The sequence below is a fragment of the Pseudomonas sp. KH_046_1 genome, from assembly GCF_057839025.1.
The window spans coordinates 1,679,224-1,696,495 of the sequence record NZ_CM174481.1 but is presented as its reverse complement, the minus strand read 5'-3'; the positions used below and the strand labels follow the sequence as shown (position 1 = coordinate 1,696,495).

Sequence of the window (17,272 nt, the reverse complement as noted above, 5' to 3'; positions counted from 1 at the left end):
TTCAACTGATGTCGAACAATTTGTCGAAGTTGGAGATGGCGAGGATTTTGCGCACGTCGATACTGCTGTTGACGACGCGCACATCGGAGTTGTCGCCACCGGCGTGATCGCGCAGCAACAGCAGCATGCCCAGGGCCGAGCTGTCGAGGTATGTGGCGTCTTTCAGGTCGACCACAACTGCCGATAGCTGTTTATCTTCGTAGGACTGACGAAATTCCTGATGCTTGGCGAAATCGAATCGTCCTTTGACCGATATCGTCAACTTTTGCCCATCAGGGGACACTTCGGTAACGACTGACATTCAATGGCTTCCTTGTCTTTGGAGAACGTTTAGAAGGTTTAGCACCAGCTGTGGATGGGGGCAAGCCAGCCTGTTTTTGAAAGCTCGCTCAATAGGGGTTCTCGCGCGGCAAACGCTGGGACAATTCATCCAGCAGTTTCTGTTCGCGCCGGTCCTCAAGCGCCCGCGCTTCATCGGCATAGCGCTGAACCAGCTTGCGCAAACCTTCGACCCGGGCAAACGCCTGCTGCCAGGTGTCCCGGGCCTTGTTCAGGTTGTTCTGATGCCAGGCCAGGCTTTGCCGCTGCTGGTCGATGGCCGTGCCCAGTTGCGCGAGAAAGCCCTGATAGCCCAGCAACCATTGACCCGAGACGCCGCCGCTGCCGCGCACGATCCATTGCTCCTGATAGTCGAGACGGAAGGCTTCGAGGTCAGCGAGTTTGCTTTGTGCCAGGCGAACCTGCCCTTGAAAGTGCCCCAGGCGCTGGACCGCGGTTTTCTCGGCCTTTTCGGCCATTTCCACCACCGGCGCCAGCCTTCCTGCCCGACTCAGGGCCATGACCGCTTAACCGCCTGCCGCGGGCGCGAAGATCGAAGCGAGATATGCCTCGCTTTCACCCAGGCTGATGCTGTCGTTGAGGCCCTGCCGCAGGTATTTGACCAGTTGCGGTTGCAGGGAAATCGCCAGATCGGTCTCGCGATCGCCGCCGGCGACATAGGCGCCGACGCTGATCAGGTCGCGACTCTGCTGATAGCGCGACCACAATTGCTTGAAATATTGCGCACGGGCCATGTGTTCCGGCGACACCACCGCCGGCATCACCCGGCTGATGGACGCCTCGATGTCGATGGCCGGGTAATGCCCTTCCTCGGCCAGACGCCGGGACAGCACGATGTGTCCGTCGAGCACGCCCCGCGCCGAGTCGGCAATCGGGTCCTGCTGGTCATCGCCTTCGGACAACACGGTGTAGAACGCGGTGATCGAACCACCGCCCTTCTCCGCGTTGCCGGCCCGTTCCACCAGTTTCGGCAGCTTGGCGAACACCGACGGCGGATAGCCCTTGGTCGCCGGCGGCTCGCCGATGGCCAGGGCGATTTCCCGCTGGGCCTGGGCGAAACGGGTCAGCGAATCCATGAGCAACAGGACGTTCTTGCCCTTGTCGCGGAAATATTCGGCGATGCGCGTGCAATACATGGCCGCGCGCAGTCGCATCAGCGGCGCATCGTCCGCCGGGGACGCCACCACCACTGAACGCTTGAGCCCTTCTTCACCGAGGATGTGCTCGATGAATTCCTTGACTTCACGACCCCGCTCACCGATCAGCCCGACGACGATGATGTCGGCCTCGGTGAAGCGCGTCATCATGCCCAGCAGCACGGATTTACCGACGCCGGTACCGGCGAACAGCCCGAGCCGTTGACCGCGACCGACCGTCAACATGCCGTTGATGCAGCGAATACCCACGTCCAGCGGTTCACTGATCGGTTCGCGCTTGAGCGGGTTGATGGTCGGGCCATCCATCGGCACCCAGTCTTCGGCCTTCATCCCGCCCTTGCCGTCCAGTGCACGGCCGGCGCCATCCAGCACCCGCCCGAGCATGCTCATACCCATCGGCAAACGCCCGGTATCGGACAAGGGAACAACGCGGGCGCCGGGGGCGATACCGGCGACGCTGCCGACTGGCATCAGAAAGACTTTGCTGCCGGAGAAGCCCATGACTTCGGCTTCGACCTGCACCGGGTGATAGCTGTCGTCGTTGATCACCATGCAACGGCTGCCCATGGCGGCGCGCAGGCCTTCGGCTTCGAGGGTCAGGCCGACCATGCGCAGCAAGCGGCCCTCGAGGATCGGCGCGCCGGCCAGCTCCGTGGCCTCGGCGTAACTGCCCAGGCGCTTGGCGAAGCTGGTGCGTTCAAGGCGCATCAGGTGCATCCGCTTCTGCCGCGGTCGCAGGCTTGCTGTCGATCGGCAGCTCCAGGCTCACGTCCGGTGCGGCCGGGTGCAAGGTTTGCTCGTGCAACTGGTCGAACAACTTGTCCATCACCTGCGTGATGCGGGTTTCCACCGTGGCGTCGATGCGACTGTGTTCCGTCTCGACCCGGCAACCGCCAGGCAACAACGATTCGTCCTCGACGATGCGCCAGGTTTCTTCATGGCGTTCGCGCAGGGCTTTGACCTGTGCGAAATCCTGCGGATTGATGTACAACCGCACATTGCCCACGCCCAATGGCAACAGCTTGAGCGCCTCGCGCATGACGTGTTCGATCTGCGTCGAGTCGATGGCCAGTTCGCGCTGGATCACCTGTCTGGTGATGTGTTGCACGAGGTCGACCAGGGACTTTTCGATCTGGGTGTCCTGCTCGGCGATGGGCTCGAACAAGTGCGCCATCAACTGCTCCAGCCCGGCAAGCTTCGGCGCCAATGCCTGTTCGGCTTCCTGGCGGACCTTGAGCGTGGTGCTGTGGAAGCCCTCCTTCTCACCCACCGCGAAGCCTTCGTTGTAGGCCTCCTGGCGAATGCTTTCGAGCTCTTCGAGGGTCAGTGGCTGGACTTCCTCCAGCGGCACTTCCTCCATTTCCGGCGGCTCGGGTTCAGGCGTTGGTTCCGGCTCGGGTTCCGGCGGGTCGAAGCTGGGCAGCGCCCAGGTATCGAAGCCACTGACATCCCTGGCCCGGATCAGGTCAGTGGGTGCAACATCATTCTTGGCCATGGTGTTAGATCATTTCCTCGCCGCCCTTGCCGCCGAGCACGATCTCTCCGGCTTCGGCCATACGACGGGCGATGGTGAGGATTTCCTTCTGCGCGGTTTCCACGTCGCTGACGCGCACCGGGCCCTTGGCTTCCAGGTCGTCGCGCAACAGTTCGGCGGCACGCTTGGACATGTTCTTGAAGATCTTCTCCTTGACGCCTTCGTCCGACCCTTTGAGGGCCAGTACCAGCACATCGGAGGACACTTCGCGCAACAGCGCCTGGATCCCGCGGTCGTCGACATCGGCCAGGTTGTTGAACACGAACATGAGGTCTTCGATCTGACCGGACAGGTCTTCGTCGACTTCGCGGATCGAGTCCATGAGCTGGCCTTCGATCGAGCTGTCGAGGAAGTTCATGATGTCCGCCGCGCGCTTGATGCCACCCAGGGTCGTGCGCGAGGCATTCGAGTTGCCGGAGAACTGCTTCTCGAGAATCTGGTTGAGTTCTTTCAGGGCCGCTGGCTGTACGGTGTTCAGCGAGGACACGCGCAGGATGATGTCCAGCCGCACCTTGTGGTCGAAGTTGCCGAGCACTTCACCGGCCTGGTCCGGATCGAGATATGCCACCACGATCGCCTGGATCTGCGGGTGCTCATAACGGATCACGTCGGCGACGGCGCGCGGCTCCATCCACTTCAGGCTGTCGAGGCCGCTGGTGTTGCCACCGAGCAGGATGCGGTCGATCAGGCCGTTGGCCTTGTCTTCGCCCAGGGCCTGGGTGAGCATCTTGCGCACATAGTCGTCGGAGCCGACGCCCAGACTGGTCTGGTCGCCGACGATATCGACGAACTCACTCATCACCTGCTCGACCTGCTCGCGGTGCACATTACCCATCTGGGCCATGGCCACGCCCACGCGCTGAACCTCTTTGGGGCCCATGTGGCGCAGCACCTGGGCAGCATCGGTGGAGCCCAGGGACAGCAACAGGATTGCGGCCTTGTCGACCTTGGACAGTTTGGCGGCAACGGCTCGGTTATCACTCATCTGCGTTAATCCACTCTTTCACGACCTGGGCCACACGACCCGGGTCTTCTGCCACCAGACTCTTGATTGCGTTCAACTGAGCGTCATAACCTTCGCTCGGGCTCGGCAGCAGAATGCTGGTCGGGCCACCGAGGCTGACACGGTCGTTGGCCAACTCGCCATCCAGACCGCCCATGCCACCCAACTCGGCGTCACTGCCGATACCAGCCAACTGCTTGCCCTTGCCGCCCCCGGTGATGTTGTTGAGCACCGGACGCAGCACACCGAACACCAGCACCAGAATGAACAGCACGCCCAGCACTTGCTTGACGATGTCCCAGAACCACGGCTGGGAGTAGAACGGAATATCGGCAATCACTTCACCGCGCTCGGCGGAGAACGGCATGTTGATCACGCTGACGCTGTCGCCACGGCTGGCATCGAAGCCGACCGCGTCCTGCACCAGGCGAGTGAAGCGCGCCAATTCATCGGCGCTCCATGGCGCACGGCTGGTTTCGCCGTTGGCCGGGTTGATCTTGACCTGATCATCGACCACCACCGACACCGACAGGCGATTCAAACGACCCTGCTGCTGCTTGGTGTGGCTGATGGAACGGTCGAGTTCGAAGTTCTTGGTCGATTGTTGACGCTTGTCCGCCGGGTACGGCGCGAGCATCGGCTGACCGGTGGCCGGGTCCATGATTTGCTGGCCATTGGCATCGATCAGCGGCTGGCCTGGCTGCACCATGCCGGCCGACGCAGCGGCGCCACCGGTGGTTTGCGGCGCGGACGCCGGCGCTGGAGGCTGGTTGCTCAAGGCACCCGGCACACCTTGCGGACCATTGCTGGCGGTACGCTGTTCGTTGACCGACTGTTCGCTGCGCAATGCCGGCTGGTCCGGATTGAACTGCTCGGAAGTCGACTCGACCGCGCTGAAATCCACGTCAGCCGAAACTTCGGCCTTGTAACGGTCGTTGCCCAGCACCGGCTGCAGAATGTTGTGCACGCGCTGGGTGAGCATGCTTTCCATGCGACGGCTGTAGTCGAACTGCTTGCCGGCCATGGTCAGTTCGGAGTTTTCCGCCTGATCCGAGAGCAGATTGCCCTTCTGGTCGACCACGGTGATCTGCGACTTGCTGAGCTCGGGAACGCTGGTCGCCACCAGGTTGATGATGGCCACCACCTGACCCGGCTCCAAGGAACGACCGGAATAGAGTTCAACCAGAACCGAAGCGCTCGGCTTGCGCTCGTCGCGCACGAACACCGAACTTTTCGGGATCGCCAGATGCACGCGGGCACCCTTGACGTTGTTCAGGCTGGAAATGGTGCGGGCCAGTTCGCCTTCCAGGCCGCGACGATAGCGGGTCGCTTCCATGAACTGGCTGGTGCCCAGCCCCTGTTCCTTGTCGAGGATTTCAAAACCGATGTTGCCGTCGCTGGGAGTGACACCAGCGCCCGCGAGCTTGAGCCGCGCGCGGGACAGGTCGTCGGCCTTGACCAGCAAGGCACCGGAATTGGGTTCGACGGTGTAGGGGATGTCGGCGGCGGCCAGGGTATCCATGACCTGCTTGGCGTCCATGCCGGCAAGGCTGCCGTACAGAGGCCGGTAGTCTGGTTGCTGGGACCACAACACCACGGCAAAACCAATCGCCACGCTCGCCGCCAGGCCGACCAACAGGCCCACCTGACGCAACATGGTCATCTCGGAGAGGTTTTCCAGGAAGGACAACCCGAACAGCGGCGGCTTGCCGTCTATTGGAGTGGCCTTGGCCGGAACGTTATCGGCGACTGCTTCTGCCATGACTCAATCTCGTCCTTTAAACCGGCATCTGCATGATGTCTTGGTAGGCCTGAACCACTTTGTTGCGCACCTGGGTCAACGCCTGGAACGACACACTGGCCTTCTGCGAAGAAACCATCACATCGGTCAGGTCGACGCCGCTTTTGCCGATTTCGAAGGCGCTGGCCAACTGCGTGGAAGCCTGCTGGGTGTCGTTCACCTTATTGATGGCCTGACCGAACATGTCGGAAAAGCTGCTGCCCGACAGTTCAGGGACGGCAGTCGATTTCGGCGCAGACATGGCGTCCATTTGCATGGCCCGCATATCCAGCATCAACCGATTGAATTCAATACCTTGGCTCATGGTTTCTCTCTTTGGCGACCCGCAATTTTTTGACACTCACTCGGCGGGTAATGAGGTGTTAGCAACAAGGGTGCCAGCTCCATGGCCTTGTTTCACAAAAGCCCTTCTCATCGCCGCTAGCCCCCTGTAGGAGCGAGCCTGCTCGCGATGAACCCGAGAACACCGCGGGGCGTCAGGTTCCCAGCGTTATCGTTGACGTCCATCGCGAGCAGGCTCGCTCCTACAGGTACAGGGTCAGGTAGCAAACAAAAAGGCTTCCACATCCATGCCGGCATCGCGCATCTGCGCCAGCTTGTAACGCAGGGTTCGCGGGCTGATGCCCAGGCGCTCGGCCGCCTCTTTGCGACGACCGCGCTCGGCGCGCAAGGTATCGATGATCATCTGGAATTCACGGCGACGCAGGTCATCGCCCAGCGCACCGGCCGACTCGGACTCGACTCCCACGGGACGCGCCAGCGCCTGCGCCAATGCAGGCAGTGGTGCGCAAGCCACCGACCCGGCCAGGCAGAAATCCTGCGGCTGGATCAAGCCACCCTGCTGCAGAATCAGCGCACGTTGAATCGCGTTGTCCAGTTCACGCACGTTACCTGGCCACGGATAACCGATCAGGCACGCCTGGGCCTCGGGCGACAATCTGGCAGCCGAATGCTTCATTTTATTGACGTGTTTGGCCAACAGACGCTCGGCCAGCGGCAGGATGTCGGCGGTACGCTCGCGCAACGGGCGCCAGGCCAGGGGAAACACCGACAGGCGATAATAAAGGTCCTCGCGGAAGCGCCCCGCCGCCACTTCACCCGCCAGGTCGCGATTGGTGGTCGCAACCACACGAATATCCAGCGTGATCGGCTTGCGCGCGCCAACCCTTTCGACCTCGCGCTCTTGCAGCACACGCAGCAGTTTGGCCTGGAGCCCCAGGGGCATTTCGGAAATTTCATCGAGCAGAATGGTGCCGCCGTCGGCCTGCTCGAACTTGCCGGCTTGCCCGGCAATGGCGCCGGTGAAGGAGCCCTTCTCGTGCCCGAACAAAGTCGCTTCGAGCATGTTGTCCGGGATCGCTGCGCAGTTGATCGCAATGAACGGCTGACGGGCGCGATGGGAATGCTGGTGGATGTAACGCGCCAGCACTTCCTTGCCCGTGCCCGACTCGCCCGAGATCAACACCGTGGAATCGCTGCGCGCGACCCGCGCTGCCAACTCGAGCAACTGCGCGCTCGCCGGCTCGAACGCTACCGGCCCCTCGCGCTCGGTCAGGCCGAGACTGCCCAGGGCATGACGCCCCACCAGATCGAGCAACGCCTTGGGCTCGAATGGCTTGACCAGATAGTCCGCCGCCCCTTGGCGCATCGCATCGACCGCACGTTCGACCGCACCGTGAGCGGTCATCAGCAACACAGGCAACTGCGGCTGCCGCGCTCGCAGCAGGCCCAGCAACTGGTGGCCGTCCATGCCCGGCATGTTGACGTCGCTGATCACCAGGCTGAAGGCTTCGCCGCCGACGGCAAGCAACGCCTCCTCTGCCGAACCCACTGCCTTGTAATCGTGCCCCGCGAGCAAGAGCGTATCGGCCAGCGCCTCGCGCAACGCGCGGTCGTCCTCGACCAATAAAACCTTGATACCCATCTGCGTCACTCCGCTCCTTGAGCGCTGCTGAACAACGGCAGGATCACCTGTGCGCAGGTGCCGCGACCGAGCCGCGAACGCAACTGCAATTCGCCCCGATGAGCACGCGCCACGGCCTTGACCACGGTCAGGCCAAGACCCGTGCCGGTGGTCTTGGTGGTAAAAAAGGGTTCGCCCAATCGCGCCAGAACGGCGGCATCGATACCGCAGCCACTGTCGCTGACGCACAGGCGCAGATTGTTGCCGCGGGTGTAGAGGTGAATCTTGAGGCGCAACTGACCGGCACTGGCCTGGATGGCGTTCTCGATCAGATTGAGGATCGCGCCGACCAGGGTGTCGCGATTGCACAGCAACTCCCCCGAGTGACTGTCGCACTGCCAGCGGATCGGCAGATCCTGCACATGGGTCAGCGCCGCCGCTTGCAACGACTGCATCAGCTGACCGGGCGTCACGCGGTCGGTCAGCGGCAACTCGCCCCGGGCGAAGACCAGCATGTCGCGTACCTGGTGTTCCAGCTCGTGCAGGCGCTCCTTGAGGCGCCCGGCAAAGCGCTGCCGGGTAGCGACCGGCAGCTCTTGCTCGGTCAAATGACTGGCATACAGCAACGCGGCGGACAACGGTGTGCGTATCTGATGAGCCAACGAAGCGACCATGCGCCCCAGCGACGACAGCCGCTCATGACGGGCCAGTTGATCCTGCAGATGACGGGTTTCGGTCAGGTCGTTGAGCAACACCAACTGGCCAGGCTCGGCGTCCAGCGAGCGCGTGGCGATCGACAGGCGTCGACCATCCTTGAGGGAGACTTCATGACCATCGTCTTCGCGCGGCGCAAAACAGCGGGCAATGACGCGGCGCCACAATTCACCTTCCAGCGGCAGCCCCAGCGACTCGCACGCCGCGGGATTGGCTTCGCGCACGATGCCCTGGGCGTCAATGACGATGACACCGCCGGGTAACAGATCGAGGAGGTTTTGCAGGCGGTTGGCCAGGCGTTCTTTTTCCGCCAATTCCTGCATGCGCTGAGCGCTGACCACCGCCAATTCACCCTTGAGCTCGGTGACCCGGGCTTCAAGCATGCTGTAGGAATCGGTCAACTGACTGGACATCTGATTGAACAGCGCGAATGCCTGCTCAAGGCCAAGCCGGCTCGCCTGCTCTACGGACGACGGTTGCACCGAAGCATCAGGGACAGGAGACATCTGGGCGGCTTGGGGCATTGTGCTCTCTCGCTTGGCTGACCGTCAGTGAAACGGAACGTTGCGAGGGATGTAGCAATACCCGTGCCTAAAAAAAACTTCTTATAAATGAATGGGTTGAAAAACAGGCGTCAATCATCCGCCTGCTCGTCTCCATCACGACGACTCATGCCGTACTTGCGCATCTTTTCCACCAGCGTGGTACGACGGATGCGCAAGCGCTCGGCAGCGCGGGCCACAATGCCATTGGCATCATCCAGCGCTTGCTGGATCAGCCCCTGTTCCAGACCACCGAGGTAGTCCTTCAGGTCCAGGCCTTCCGGAGGCAACATGGCATTGGCCGTGAAGTCCTGGGTATGGCCGTTGATGGCCACGCGCTCTTCCAGATCGCTGCGCAGGCTGTCGACCATTTGCTCGTCTTCATCGTCGACGTAGCGGAATTTCTTCGGCAACTCGACCACGCCGATCACGCCGTATGGATGCATGATCGCCATGCGCTCCACCAGGTTGGCCAGTTCGCGGACGTTGCCCGGCCAGCCATGTCGGCACAGCGACATGATCGCCGCCGAGTTGAAACGGATCGAACCGCGCTTCTCGTGCTCCATGCGCGAGATCAGCTCGTTCATCAGCAGCGGAATGTCTTCGACGCGCTCACGCAGCGGCGCCATCTCGATCGGGAACACATTCAGACGGTAGTACAGGTCTTCGCGGAAGGTGCCGATCTCGATCATGCTTTCGAGATTCTTGTGGGTCGCCGCAATGATGCGCACGTCGACGCTCTGGGTCTTGTTGCTGCCCACACGCTCGAAGGTGCGCTCCTGCAACACGCGCAGCAACTTGACCTGCATCGGCAGCGGCATGTCGCCGATTTCATCGAGGAACAGGGTGCCGCCGTTGGCCAGTTCGAATCGACCGGCGCGGCTGGTGATCGCCCCGGTGAAGGCGCCCTTCTCATGACCGAACAACTCGCTTTCCAGCAACTCGGCCGGGATCGCCCCGCAGTTGACCGGCACGAACGGCGCTTCACGGCGCTTGGAGTGATAATGCAGGTTGCGCGCAACCACTTCCTTGCCGGTGCCGGACTCACCGAGGATCAGCACGCTGGCATCGGTATCGGCGACTTGCTGCATCATCTGGCGGACGTGTTGAATCGCCCGGCTGGTGCCGACAAGACTGCGGAAAAGATTGGGTTCGCGATGACGACCGCGCTCGCGGGCCTGGTCGTACATCTCGCGATAGACCTGGGCACGGTGCAGCGAATCGAGCAACTTGCTGTAGCTGGGCGGCATTTCGAGGGTCGAAAGCACTCGACGACGCTGGTCTTCCGGCAGGTCAATGGAAGAATTATCGCCCATTAACAAAACCGGAAGGAACTCATCCCAGGTCGAGAGTGTCTTTAACAAGCCCAGAAGTGAACCAGGAGCATTGACCGTCCCGATGAGGACACAGATTACTTCACGACTTGACGACAAAGAGCCGACAGCCTGCTGCCAGTCATGGCTACCACAGGGTAAATTTTCTTCGCCGAGAAAATTTAAAATCACCGCCAGGTCGCGGCGGCGGACGCTATCGTCATCGATCAGCAGAATTTTGGTTTCACGCCACATGCAATAGCAACTTCCCTAGTCAACTCGATGCCCAAAATGCTGGGGCAAGCTAGACGCTTGCAGACACGTTATGCCTGAAGACGACTGAAATCTGGAACCAGCCACTAGTTAAGTCAAAAAACCGCGCACAGTCAAATTTATGGCGCACATATCTGGATTAACTTGGGGTTAATTAACCAAACAGATGGTAAACCTTTGCTGCGTTCCGCGCTTGCTGGATCTGAGACATTTCATCGACTATCGCCTGCCTCTCCCCCATCGCTACCTCAAGTAGCTGCTTGTAGACATACAGCAACTCCTCAAGATTGCTACGCAGAACTTCTTCGTCCAGCGAAGCCTCGCTCAAGACGTCTTCCATGCAGGAACGGCAATCCAGGTCCAATTGACCGATGGCCTCCCAGTCGCGCTCGGCCAAGGCACCGACCAGCGCTTCACGAGTTTGTTCTATTCGCTGCAATACAAGACTCATGGCGATCTCCCTAGAACTGCGGACCTGGCGCAGCAATGCCGTCCCAGCCTTCTTTCACCGTGCGCAGCAAGCCCGCGACCTCATCGAGAATCTTCGGGTCGCTGCTGATGTTCGCCTCGGCCAGTCGCTTCATCATGTAGATGTAAAGGCTGTCGAGTTCGCCCACGGTATCGGCGCATTTTTCAAGATCCAGGCCTTCACGCAAACCACCGATGATGCCGATCGCCTTGCTGATCGACACACACTTGCCGGGAATGTCCTTGCGCTCCAGGGCACCTTTGGCCTGAGCGATACGGTCCAGGCCACCCTCCATGAGCATTTGCACCAAACGATGCGGACTTGCTTCGGACGTCTGGGCGTGCGCGCCCACTTTCTGATACTGCCGAAGGGCTAACATTGGATTCATGTTCTACCTCATTACCACAATGACTCGTATAGCCAGAGTATCGTCTGCAAGACAAAAAACTTTAGATCAAAAGACAAAAACCCGGCACACGCGAAAATGCGTAGCCAGGTTTTTATCGCCAACTAATGACTAGCTGTTGGACTTCTGGGCGTTCAAGGAAGTGAAGAACGAGGTGATGTTGCTCGCCGTCGCCTTCATTTGCCCGACCAAAAGGTCCATTGCGTTGTATTTGGCGGTCAACGTCTTGGTCATGTTGGCGACACGAAAGTCCAACGCAGTCTGCTGAGTTGAAAGGTTCTTGCTCACGCTCTGCAGGTTGGTATTGCGCTGGTCCAGCAACCCGCCCGTCTGCACATAAGGCTTGATTGCGGTACCCATGCGCGCCAGCAGGCCGTTGGTAGCATTGCTACCGTTGAACAACTGCTGCATCTGGCCGCTCATGCCGTTGATGGCCATCTTCTCGTTGAACGCCGTGGTGTTGAACGCCAGGTTGCCCGTTTTCTCGTTCGTCAGCACGCCGATCTGCGACAGCACGGCCAATGGACCGCCCGCCCCGGGAGCCGTCAGCACACCGCGGATATCGGAAATCAGTGTGCGCGACATCGAGTCGCCGGTAAACGCCGCCTGAACTGTCAGGTTGCCATCGGCATCCGCTGTCGCCTTGGACAGGGAGTTGATGGTGTTCATCAGGGTGTTGTAGGAGTCAATGAACGACTGGATCGATGTTTGTAATCCGGTGGTGTTGGTCGCGACGGTGACGGTCGCCGCAGCTGGCGGCGTACCCGGGCTCACGGACGCCAGGTTCAGGGTCAGGCCGCTGACTGCACCGGTCACCGTATTGCTCTTGCTGGTCACTGCCAGGCCATCGATGGTCAGCGATGCATCCACTGCAACCCCGTTGACAGCCCCCGAACTGGTAGCCGAAGGGTTAGCGCCCATCGGTTGGGTGCCGTCGATTTCAAGGCCGGCGATACCGCTGATCGTAAGGTCGGAACCCGCGCCAGTCTTGCTGGAGCTGATCACCAGTCGCGACGCACCACTGCTGTCGGTCACGATGTTGGCAGAAATACCGTTACTCGCCTGCGCAGAGTTGATGGCATCCCGGGTGCTCTGCAAGGTCGCATTGGCTGGAATCGTGACATCGTAATCAGTGCCATTCTGACTGATTTTCAAAGTACCACTCGGAATGGCACTGGCGGCACCGCCGGCAAAAGAAGCACTGGCGACTTTCGAGCTGGTGGCCAGGTTATTCACAACAACGCTGTAGGTACCGGCTACGGCGGTGTTGTCGGAAGTTGCACCCAGGATCGACGGGGTACCCGAAGTGGCGGTATAGCCCGCAAACGCAGGATTGGTCTTGCTACCGAGATTGGTCAGCGCCGTCTGAAAGGCCGTCAGTGCGCTTTTCAGGGAACCGACACCGGAAATCTTCAGCGTGTTGGTTTTGGTCTGAGTATCGATCTGCGTCTGTTTCGCCGATTTGTCGGCGTTGACCAGCGCAGTGACGATCGCACCGATATCCAGGCCAGAGCCTAAGCCCGTACCCGGCAAAATTGGACTTGCCATTTTTCGTCTCCCTTCAGGTTGCTGCCACTCTTTTGACCAATACCTGCGCCTAAGAACGTACAAACACTATTCATGCCAGCTATCAGACCTTGGCGTCGAACAATACGTGGCTCGCATTGCTCAGGCTTTCCGCTAGCTTGAGGGCTTCTGCGGAGGGGATTTGTCGCACGACTTCGCCCGTTTCGCTTGCAATCACTTTGACGACGACCTTTCCGGATTGCTCGTCTATCGAGAACTCCAGATTGCGCTTGATCGACTGTACGAACTTTTCGATCTGCTGCACCGCCTGCTTCAAATGGGCGTCATCCACATCCGTTTTTTTATCCGCCACTGGCGTCACTTTGGCGGCTTCAGGCTTTTCCGGCGCTTTATCCGAGACAGCGCTCGCTGGCTGGGGAGCCGGAGCCGGATAAGACACGCCAAGCTTTACGCTCATCTCCATGCCCATCACCTCTTAACGTAAAAAGCGAGAGAGCGTGACCAGCACACTCCCCCGCTTAAACTCATGCCGAAATTACTGAAGCAGCTTCAGTACAGCGGAAGGCAGTTGGTTGGCTTGAGCCAGAACCGAGGTAGAAGCCTGTTGCAAGGTTTGCTGCTTGGTCAGGTTCGCGGTTTCTGCGGCGAAGTCGGTGTCTTGTACACGGCCTTGTGCAGCAGTGGTGTTTTCCACGATGTTCTGCAGGTTGGAGATGGTGCTGGTCAGACGGTTCTGCGAAGCACCCAGGTTTGCGCGGGTGGCGTTGATCGATGCCAGAGCAGCGTCGATCGCGGTGATCGCGTTGTCGATGTTGGCAGACAGGGTAGCGGAAGTCGCACCGGTCAGAACAACAGTACCGCTGCCTACGGACAGGGATACGGCGTCGAACTTGGAGCTCAGTACCAGGTCGATGCGGTTGGCCGAGCCAGTGTTGGCGCCAACTTGCAGTTGCATGGTACCGGCCGTACCGTCCAGCAGGTTTTTGCCGTTCAGGTTGGTAGAGGCAGAGATACGAGTGATTTCGTCAGACATCTGAGCGAATTCGGAGTTGGTAGCGGTCTGGTCAGCAGTGCTGTTGGTACCGTTACGTGCTTTAACAGCCAGTTCACGCATACGCTGCAGAATGTCGGTCGAAGCTTGCAGCGCGCCTTCAGCGGTCTGGGCAACGGAGATACCGTCGTTGGCGTTCTGCACTGCCTGGTTGCCACCACGAATCTGTGCGGCCATGCGAGTTGCGATCTGCAGGCCAGCGGCGTCGTCTTTGGCGCTGTTGATTTTCAGGCCGGAAGACAGGCGAGCCATCGAAGTCGACAGCGCGTCGGTAGCACGGTTCAGGTTCTTCTGAACGTTCAACGACGTGGTGTTGGTGTTTACTGTTAAAGCCATGACGAATTCCTCGTTGGTTGGGTACTGCGGCTTCCGGCCCTGGCAACCGCCGGGTATGGCCTAGAGAACCTTCGTAATAGTTATCGTCGGGTTGGCAGGTTGCTTGAGGGCTTTTTTTAAAAAAAATGCCATCACCCTGCCACCCCCGAGAAAACAAGGGCTTAGCGCCCCTCAACCACGAAAAAATGACGCCATAAAACTGTCCAGCCCGCAAACGCCCGTGCCAAAGCAGTTGCTGCCCCTCAGTCCGGCAGGTTTTCGAGCAGCTCGATCAACTCATATTCCATGAAGTCGGCGAGCCCCAGCCAATCCTGGCGCTCCTGACAGGCCAACATTTGACTGAGCAAGGATGCCCACGCCTGCTGCACGTCCTGAGGCGCCTGCAAAAACAGGAGCTGCGCCTCATCGAACAGATCGACCATGTTCAACGCCGCTTCGACATCACGCCCCAGGCGGAACAATCCGGCGCATTGCCGGTATTGCTCGATACCTTTCGCTTGAGACTTCATTGCACGAAATCCTGATTGAACTGCGTACCGGCAATCATTGCCCCTGCCCGACTGCTGTTGAGGAAAAGGACCTGGGGATGCCTGGCAATGTAACGTTCCAGCTCGCACAGATAGCCGCGAAAATTCAACTGCGTCTTGACCTTCTGGCCGTGACCATCGTGCACCCAGTATTTGGCCTGACTCACCGGCGGCCCCAGGTCACCATCGTTCCAGCCGGTGTGGGTCCGGTTCATTGGAAAGGCAAAGTCGGCACCGAAAAGCGTGATGCGCTGCGCGCCCATCTTCACCGCCAGATCCACGGCCGGGTGAATCACACTGCCGCCCACGTTCAGCAGTGCACGGGGATGCTGTTCGCGCAACGTGGCGTAGATCGGGCTTGCGGAGTAACCACTGTAACGCTTGCCTTTCCAGGCATTGAGCATTTGTGGATCGCTCAATGGCAAGTACACCAGCGCAATATCCTCGGACGCTTCACCGGGCAGGTGCAGTACGCTGATGCGCTGGTCGATGCTCACGACCAGGTCAGGCTTGATTCCGTGCTCGCGAAGGGGCTTGTAGGCCGTATCGACACAAATGAACAGAGGTCGCGGGGATTGGTTGCGCACCGCTGCCAAGCGCTCGAAACTCCCTTCCAGGCTAGGCCCGGTGGCAATCACATAAACCTCACGCTCGGGACAAGTGCCAAACAGCCGAGCCACATCGTCGTCGGCAAGCAGTAGTCCGAGGCTGTCCTGCAGACGCTGCAGAATGACCGGCGACTGCGGGTCGAAATCACGATTGTTGAAACTCAAGTGCACTTCACTGACCAGGCGATCACGAATCTTCGCACTGTAGTCATCGGCCAGCAGCATTTCGGCGGGCAAGGCAAAAAACGGCGTGAAGATGTCGGACAGATCGCCGGCGTAGAGCAATTGCACGCGCGGATCGCCCAGCCACTGACGCTGATCGATCAGCTGTAACACCAGTGCGAAAAGCGCGCCGTTGAGAATGTGCACATAGAGTTTTTCAAGCCCGGCACGTTCCAGCAAAACCGCAGGCAAATCGCCGAAGCCGGTGCCGTAAACGTGCAACTGCAGTTTGTCGAGTGGGAGGCTGGCGGCCTGCAGTCGCGCCTCGCGCAGACGATCATGGCGGCTGGTGAGCTGGATGCCACCCACACACAACGTCGAGTCCCGCCCCTCGACCAGGTCGACCTCGATGGCCAGGCGATCTTCCGTTTTCAATCGCGCATACAGCGACGGCCAGCGCCGCTGGATAACCTGAGCATTGTCTTCAAAGCATTCGCTCATGCTACCTCGCATTCCTTACAAGCAAAAAAGCGCTCAAGGTTAACCCTTGAGCGCTTTTTTGTACCGGCCTTTTTATTAAAGGACTTTCACTCAAGGGCGATAGATGATCGCCGAACCCCATGACAGCCCCACACCGAAACCGCTGAGCGCAACGCGCTTCCATTCGGAATCGAGAATATGTTTTTCCAGCAGCAATGGAATGCTCGACGACACCGTGTTACCGGTCTCGACCATGTCCTTGATGAACTTCTGCGGGCACTCTTCGAAGCGCCGCGCGACTGCATCGACAATCGCCGCGCTGCCCTGGTGAATGCAGAACGCATCGATGTCGTCGGCGCTCAGTTGCGACTCGCCGAGCAACTCATGCAAATGTGCCGGCACCTTGAGCAGTGCGAAGTTGAACACCTGGCGACCGTTCATGAAGAACACACCGTCGGTGACTTTCAAATGTGGAGCGCCGGAACCATCGGTGCCGAACTTGGCCTTGCCCAGTGCCCAGGTCGGGTTATCACCCATCCAGGTAGCCGTGGCCGCATCGCCGAACAGCATGGTGGTGTTGCGGTCTTCGGGGTCGACGATCTTCGAATACGGGTCGGCAGTGATCAACAGGCCGTTCTTCAGGCCAGCGGCTTCCATGAAGCCCTTGATCGCATAGATGCCGTAGACGTAACCGGAACAGCCCAGGGAAATATCGAACGCGGCGACGCTGGTCGGCAGGCCGAGTTTGTCCTGCACGATGGCCGCGGTATGCGGCAGGCCTTCTTCGTCACCGTTCTGGGTGACGACGATCAACGCATCGATGGATTCACGTTTCAGATCAGGGTTGCTGGCAAACAGCGCATTGGCCGCTTCAACGCACAGATCGGAAGTTTCCTGATCAACGCCCTTGCGCGGCAGGAAAGCCGAACCGATCTTGCCCAGGATGAATTCTTCATCCTTCTCGAATTTTGCACCTTGTGCGTAATTGTCCACGCCGGCTACAGGAACGTAGCTCGCAATGCTCTTTATGCCAATCATTACGGCTTCCCAATAATAAACAGCCCAATACCACCACTCGCAGCAATCGAGGGGCGCCGACAAACCTGGATTTCCGTCGCACCAAGGCG

General features: G+C 59.7%; 18 protein-coding genes. All 18 read right to left on the bottom strand.

All coding sequences use genetic code 11. From position 1 onward, the window contains the following. Position 1: 1 nt before the first annotated feature. The 18 genes from AC3IT9_RS07670 to AC3IT9_RS07585 all read right to left on the bottom strand — a co-directional run bounded on the left by AC3IT9_RS07670 (position 2) and on the right by AC3IT9_RS07585 (position 17,183). A complete protein-coding gene (locus tag AC3IT9_RS07670) occupies positions 2-301 on the bottom strand; it encodes an STAS domain-containing protein (RefSeq protein ID WP_150753429.1) in 300 nt (99 codons plus the stop codon). A gap of 88 nt (positions 302-389) precedes the next feature. After that, entirely contained in the window at positions 390-839 is a 450-nt protein-coding gene (gene fliJ / locus AC3IT9_RS07665) for a flagellar export protein FliJ (protein ID WP_150753430.1), read from the bottom strand. A 6-nt stretch (positions 840-845) separates the two neighbouring features. Further along, a complete protein-coding gene (gene fliI, locus AC3IT9_RS07660) occupies positions 846-2,204 on the bottom strand; it encodes a flagellar protein export ATPase FliI (protein WP_150724464.1) in 1,359 nt (452 codons plus the stop codon). Continuing rightward, entirely contained in the window at positions 2,194-2,991 is a 798-nt protein-coding gene (fliH, locus tag AC3IT9_RS07655; RefSeq protein ID WP_489272586.1) for a flagellar assembly protein FliH, read from the bottom strand. Before fliH ends, fliI begins: the two co-directional genes overlap by 11 nt. A 4-nt stretch (positions 2,992-2,995) precedes the next feature. Further along, positions 2,996-4,015, bottom strand: coding sequence for a flagellar motor switch protein FliG (fliG, locus tag AC3IT9_RS07650; RefSeq protein ID WP_007983391.1), 1,020 nt, complete (start codon positions 4,013-4,015; stop codon positions 2,996-2,998). Then, positions 4,008-5,795, bottom strand: coding sequence for a flagellar basal-body MS-ring/collar protein FliF (fliF, locus tag AC3IT9_RS07645; protein ID WP_489272584.1), 1,788 nt, complete (start codon positions 5,793-5,795; stop codon positions 4,008-4,010). The genes fliG and fliF overlap by 8 nt, the downstream gene beginning before the upstream one ends. A gap of 16 nt (positions 5,796-5,811) precedes the next feature. Next, the gene (fliE, locus tag AC3IT9_RS07640; RefSeq protein WP_150753434.1) at positions 5,812-6,138 is read right to left on the bottom strand and encodes a flagellar hook-basal body complex protein FliE; all 327 of its coding nucleotides are present in this window, start codon (positions 6,136-6,138) and stop codon (positions 5,812-5,814) included. Between the two features lie 234 nt (positions 6,139-6,372). Next, on the bottom strand, positions 6,373-7,758 hold the full coding sequence (locus AC3IT9_RS07635; protein ID WP_489272582.1) for a sigma-54-dependent transcriptional regulator: 1,386 nt from the start codon (positions 7,756-7,758) through the stop codon (positions 6,373-6,375). A 5-nt stretch (positions 7,759-7,763) separates the two neighbouring features. After that, positions 7,764-8,957 carry a sensor histidine kinase gene (locus AC3IT9_RS07630; protein WP_489273489.1) on the bottom strand — a complete coding sequence of 398 codons (1,194 nt, stop codon included), beginning with the start codon at positions 8,955-8,957 and terminating at the stop codon, positions 7,764-7,766. A gap of 128 nt (positions 8,958-9,085) precedes the next feature. Beyond that, on the bottom strand, positions 9,086-10,561 hold the full coding sequence (locus tag AC3IT9_RS07625) for a sigma-54 dependent transcriptional regulator (RefSeq protein WP_150724458.1): 1,476 nt from the start codon (positions 10,559-10,561) through the stop codon (positions 9,086-9,088). A 172-nt stretch (positions 10,562-10,733) separates the two neighbouring features. Beyond that, positions 10,734-11,030, bottom strand: a complete 297-nt coding sequence (gene fliT, locus AC3IT9_RS07620) for a flagellar protein FliT (RefSeq protein WP_015096255.1) — start codon at positions 11,028-11,030, stop codon at positions 10,734-10,736. A gap of 10 nt (positions 11,031-11,040) precedes the next feature. Next, positions 11,041-11,436, bottom strand: coding sequence for a flagellar export chaperone FliS (gene fliS / locus AC3IT9_RS07615; RefSeq protein ID WP_150724456.1), 396 nt, complete (start codon positions 11,434-11,436; stop codon positions 11,041-11,043). A 129-nt stretch (positions 11,437-11,565) separates the two neighbouring features. Further along, complete coding sequence (gene fliD / locus AC3IT9_RS07610; protein ID WP_489272581.1) at positions 11,566-13,002, bottom strand: flagellar filament capping protein FliD; 1,437 nt, start codon at positions 13,000-13,002, stop codon at positions 11,566-11,568. Between the two features lie 82 nt (positions 13,003-13,084). Continuing rightward, positions 13,085-13,444 (bottom strand): flagellar protein FlaG, encoded by a 360-nt coding sequence (locus tag AC3IT9_RS07605; RefSeq protein WP_489272579.1) that lies wholly within the window; start codon positions 13,442-13,444, stop codon positions 13,085-13,087. A gap of 72 nt (positions 13,445-13,516) precedes the next feature. Continuing rightward, on the bottom strand, positions 13,517-14,368 hold the full coding sequence (locus AC3IT9_RS07600) for a flagellin domain-containing protein (RefSeq protein ID WP_057715895.1): 852 nt from the start codon (positions 14,366-14,368) through the stop codon (positions 13,517-13,519). 242 nt (positions 14,369-14,610) lie between these two features. Next, complete coding sequence (locus AC3IT9_RS07595; RefSeq protein WP_489272577.1) at positions 14,611-14,877, bottom strand: hypothetical protein; 267 nt, start codon at positions 14,875-14,877, stop codon at positions 14,611-14,613. Continuing rightward, on the bottom strand, positions 14,874-16,166 hold the full coding sequence (locus AC3IT9_RS07590) for a motility associated factor glycosyltransferase family protein (protein ID WP_489272576.1): 1,293 nt from the start codon (positions 16,164-16,166) through the stop codon (positions 14,874-14,876). Before AC3IT9_RS07590 ends, AC3IT9_RS07595 begins: the two co-directional genes overlap by 4 nt. A 90-nt stretch (positions 16,167-16,256) precedes the next feature. Further along, positions 16,257-17,183: a ketoacyl-ACP synthase III gene (locus AC3IT9_RS07585; protein ID WP_150724451.1), complete on the bottom strand. Its 927-nt coding sequence runs from the start codon at positions 17,181-17,183 to the stop codon at positions 16,257-16,259. Positions 17,184-17,272: the final 89 nt, after the last annotated feature.

Coding starts and splice junctions, on each gene's coding strand:
- AC3IT9_RS07670 (WP_150753429.1), bottom strand. CDS start 301: ATGTCAGTCGTTACCGAAGTGTCCCCTGATGGGCAAAAGTTGACGATA.
- fliJ (WP_150753430.1), bottom strand. CDS start 839: ATGGCCCTGAGTCGGGCAGGAAGGCTGGCGCCGGTGGTGGAAATGGCC.
- fliI (WP_150724464.1), bottom strand. CDS start 2,204: ATGCGCCTTGAACGCACCAGCTTCGCCAAGCGCCTGGGCAGTTACGCC.
- fliH (WP_489272586.1), bottom strand. CDS start 2,991: ATGGCCAAGAATGATGTTGCACCCACTGACCTGATCCGGGCCAGGGAT.
- fliG (WP_007983391.1), bottom strand. CDS start 4,015: ATGAGTGATAACCGAGCCGTTGCCGCCAAACTGTCCAAGGTCGACAAG.
- fliF (WP_489272584.1), bottom strand. CDS start 5,795: ATGGCAGAAGCAGTCGCCGATAACGTTCCGGCCAAGGCCACTCCAATA.
- fliE (WP_150753434.1), bottom strand. CDS start 6,138: ATGAGCCAAGGTATTGAATTCAATCGGTTGATGCTGGATATGCGGGCC.
- AC3IT9_RS07635 (WP_489272582.1), bottom strand. CDS start 7,758: ATGGGTATCAAGGTTTTATTGGTCGAGGACGACCGCGCGTTGCGCGAG.
- AC3IT9_RS07630 (WP_489273489.1), bottom strand. CDS start 8,957: ATGTCTCCTGTCCCTGATGCTTCGGTGCAACCGTCGTCCGTAGAGCAG.
- AC3IT9_RS07625 (WP_150724458.1), bottom strand. CDS start 10,561: ATGTGGCGTGAAACCAAAATTCTGCTGATCGATGACGATAGCGTCCGC.
- fliT (WP_015096255.1), bottom strand. CDS start 11,030: ATGAGTCTTGTATTGCAGCGAATAGAACAAACTCGTGAAGCGCTGGTC.
- fliS (WP_150724456.1), bottom strand. CDS start 11,436: ATGAATCCAATGTTAGCCCTTCGGCAGTATCAGAAAGTGGGCGCGCAC.
- fliD (WP_489272581.1), bottom strand. CDS start 13,002: ATGGCAAGTCCAATTTTGCCGGGTACGGGCTTAGGCTCTGGCCTGGAT.
- AC3IT9_RS07605 (WP_489272579.1), bottom strand. CDS start 13,444: ATGGAGATGAGCGTAAAGCTTGGCGTGTCTTATCCGGCTCCGGCTCCC.
- AC3IT9_RS07600 (WP_057715895.1), bottom strand. CDS start 14,368: ATGGCTTTAACAGTAAACACCAACACCACGTCGTTGAACGTTCAGAAG.
- AC3IT9_RS07595 (WP_489272577.1), bottom strand. CDS start 14,877: ATGAAGTCTCAAGCGAAAGGTATCGAGCAATACCGGCAATGCGCCGGA.
- AC3IT9_RS07590 (WP_489272576.1), bottom strand. CDS start 16,166: ATGAGCGAATGCTTTGAAGACAATGCTCAGGTTATCCAGCGGCGCTGG.
- AC3IT9_RS07585 (WP_150724451.1), bottom strand. CDS start 17,183: ATGATTGGCATAAAGAGCATTGCGAGCTACGTTCCTGTAGCCGGCGTG.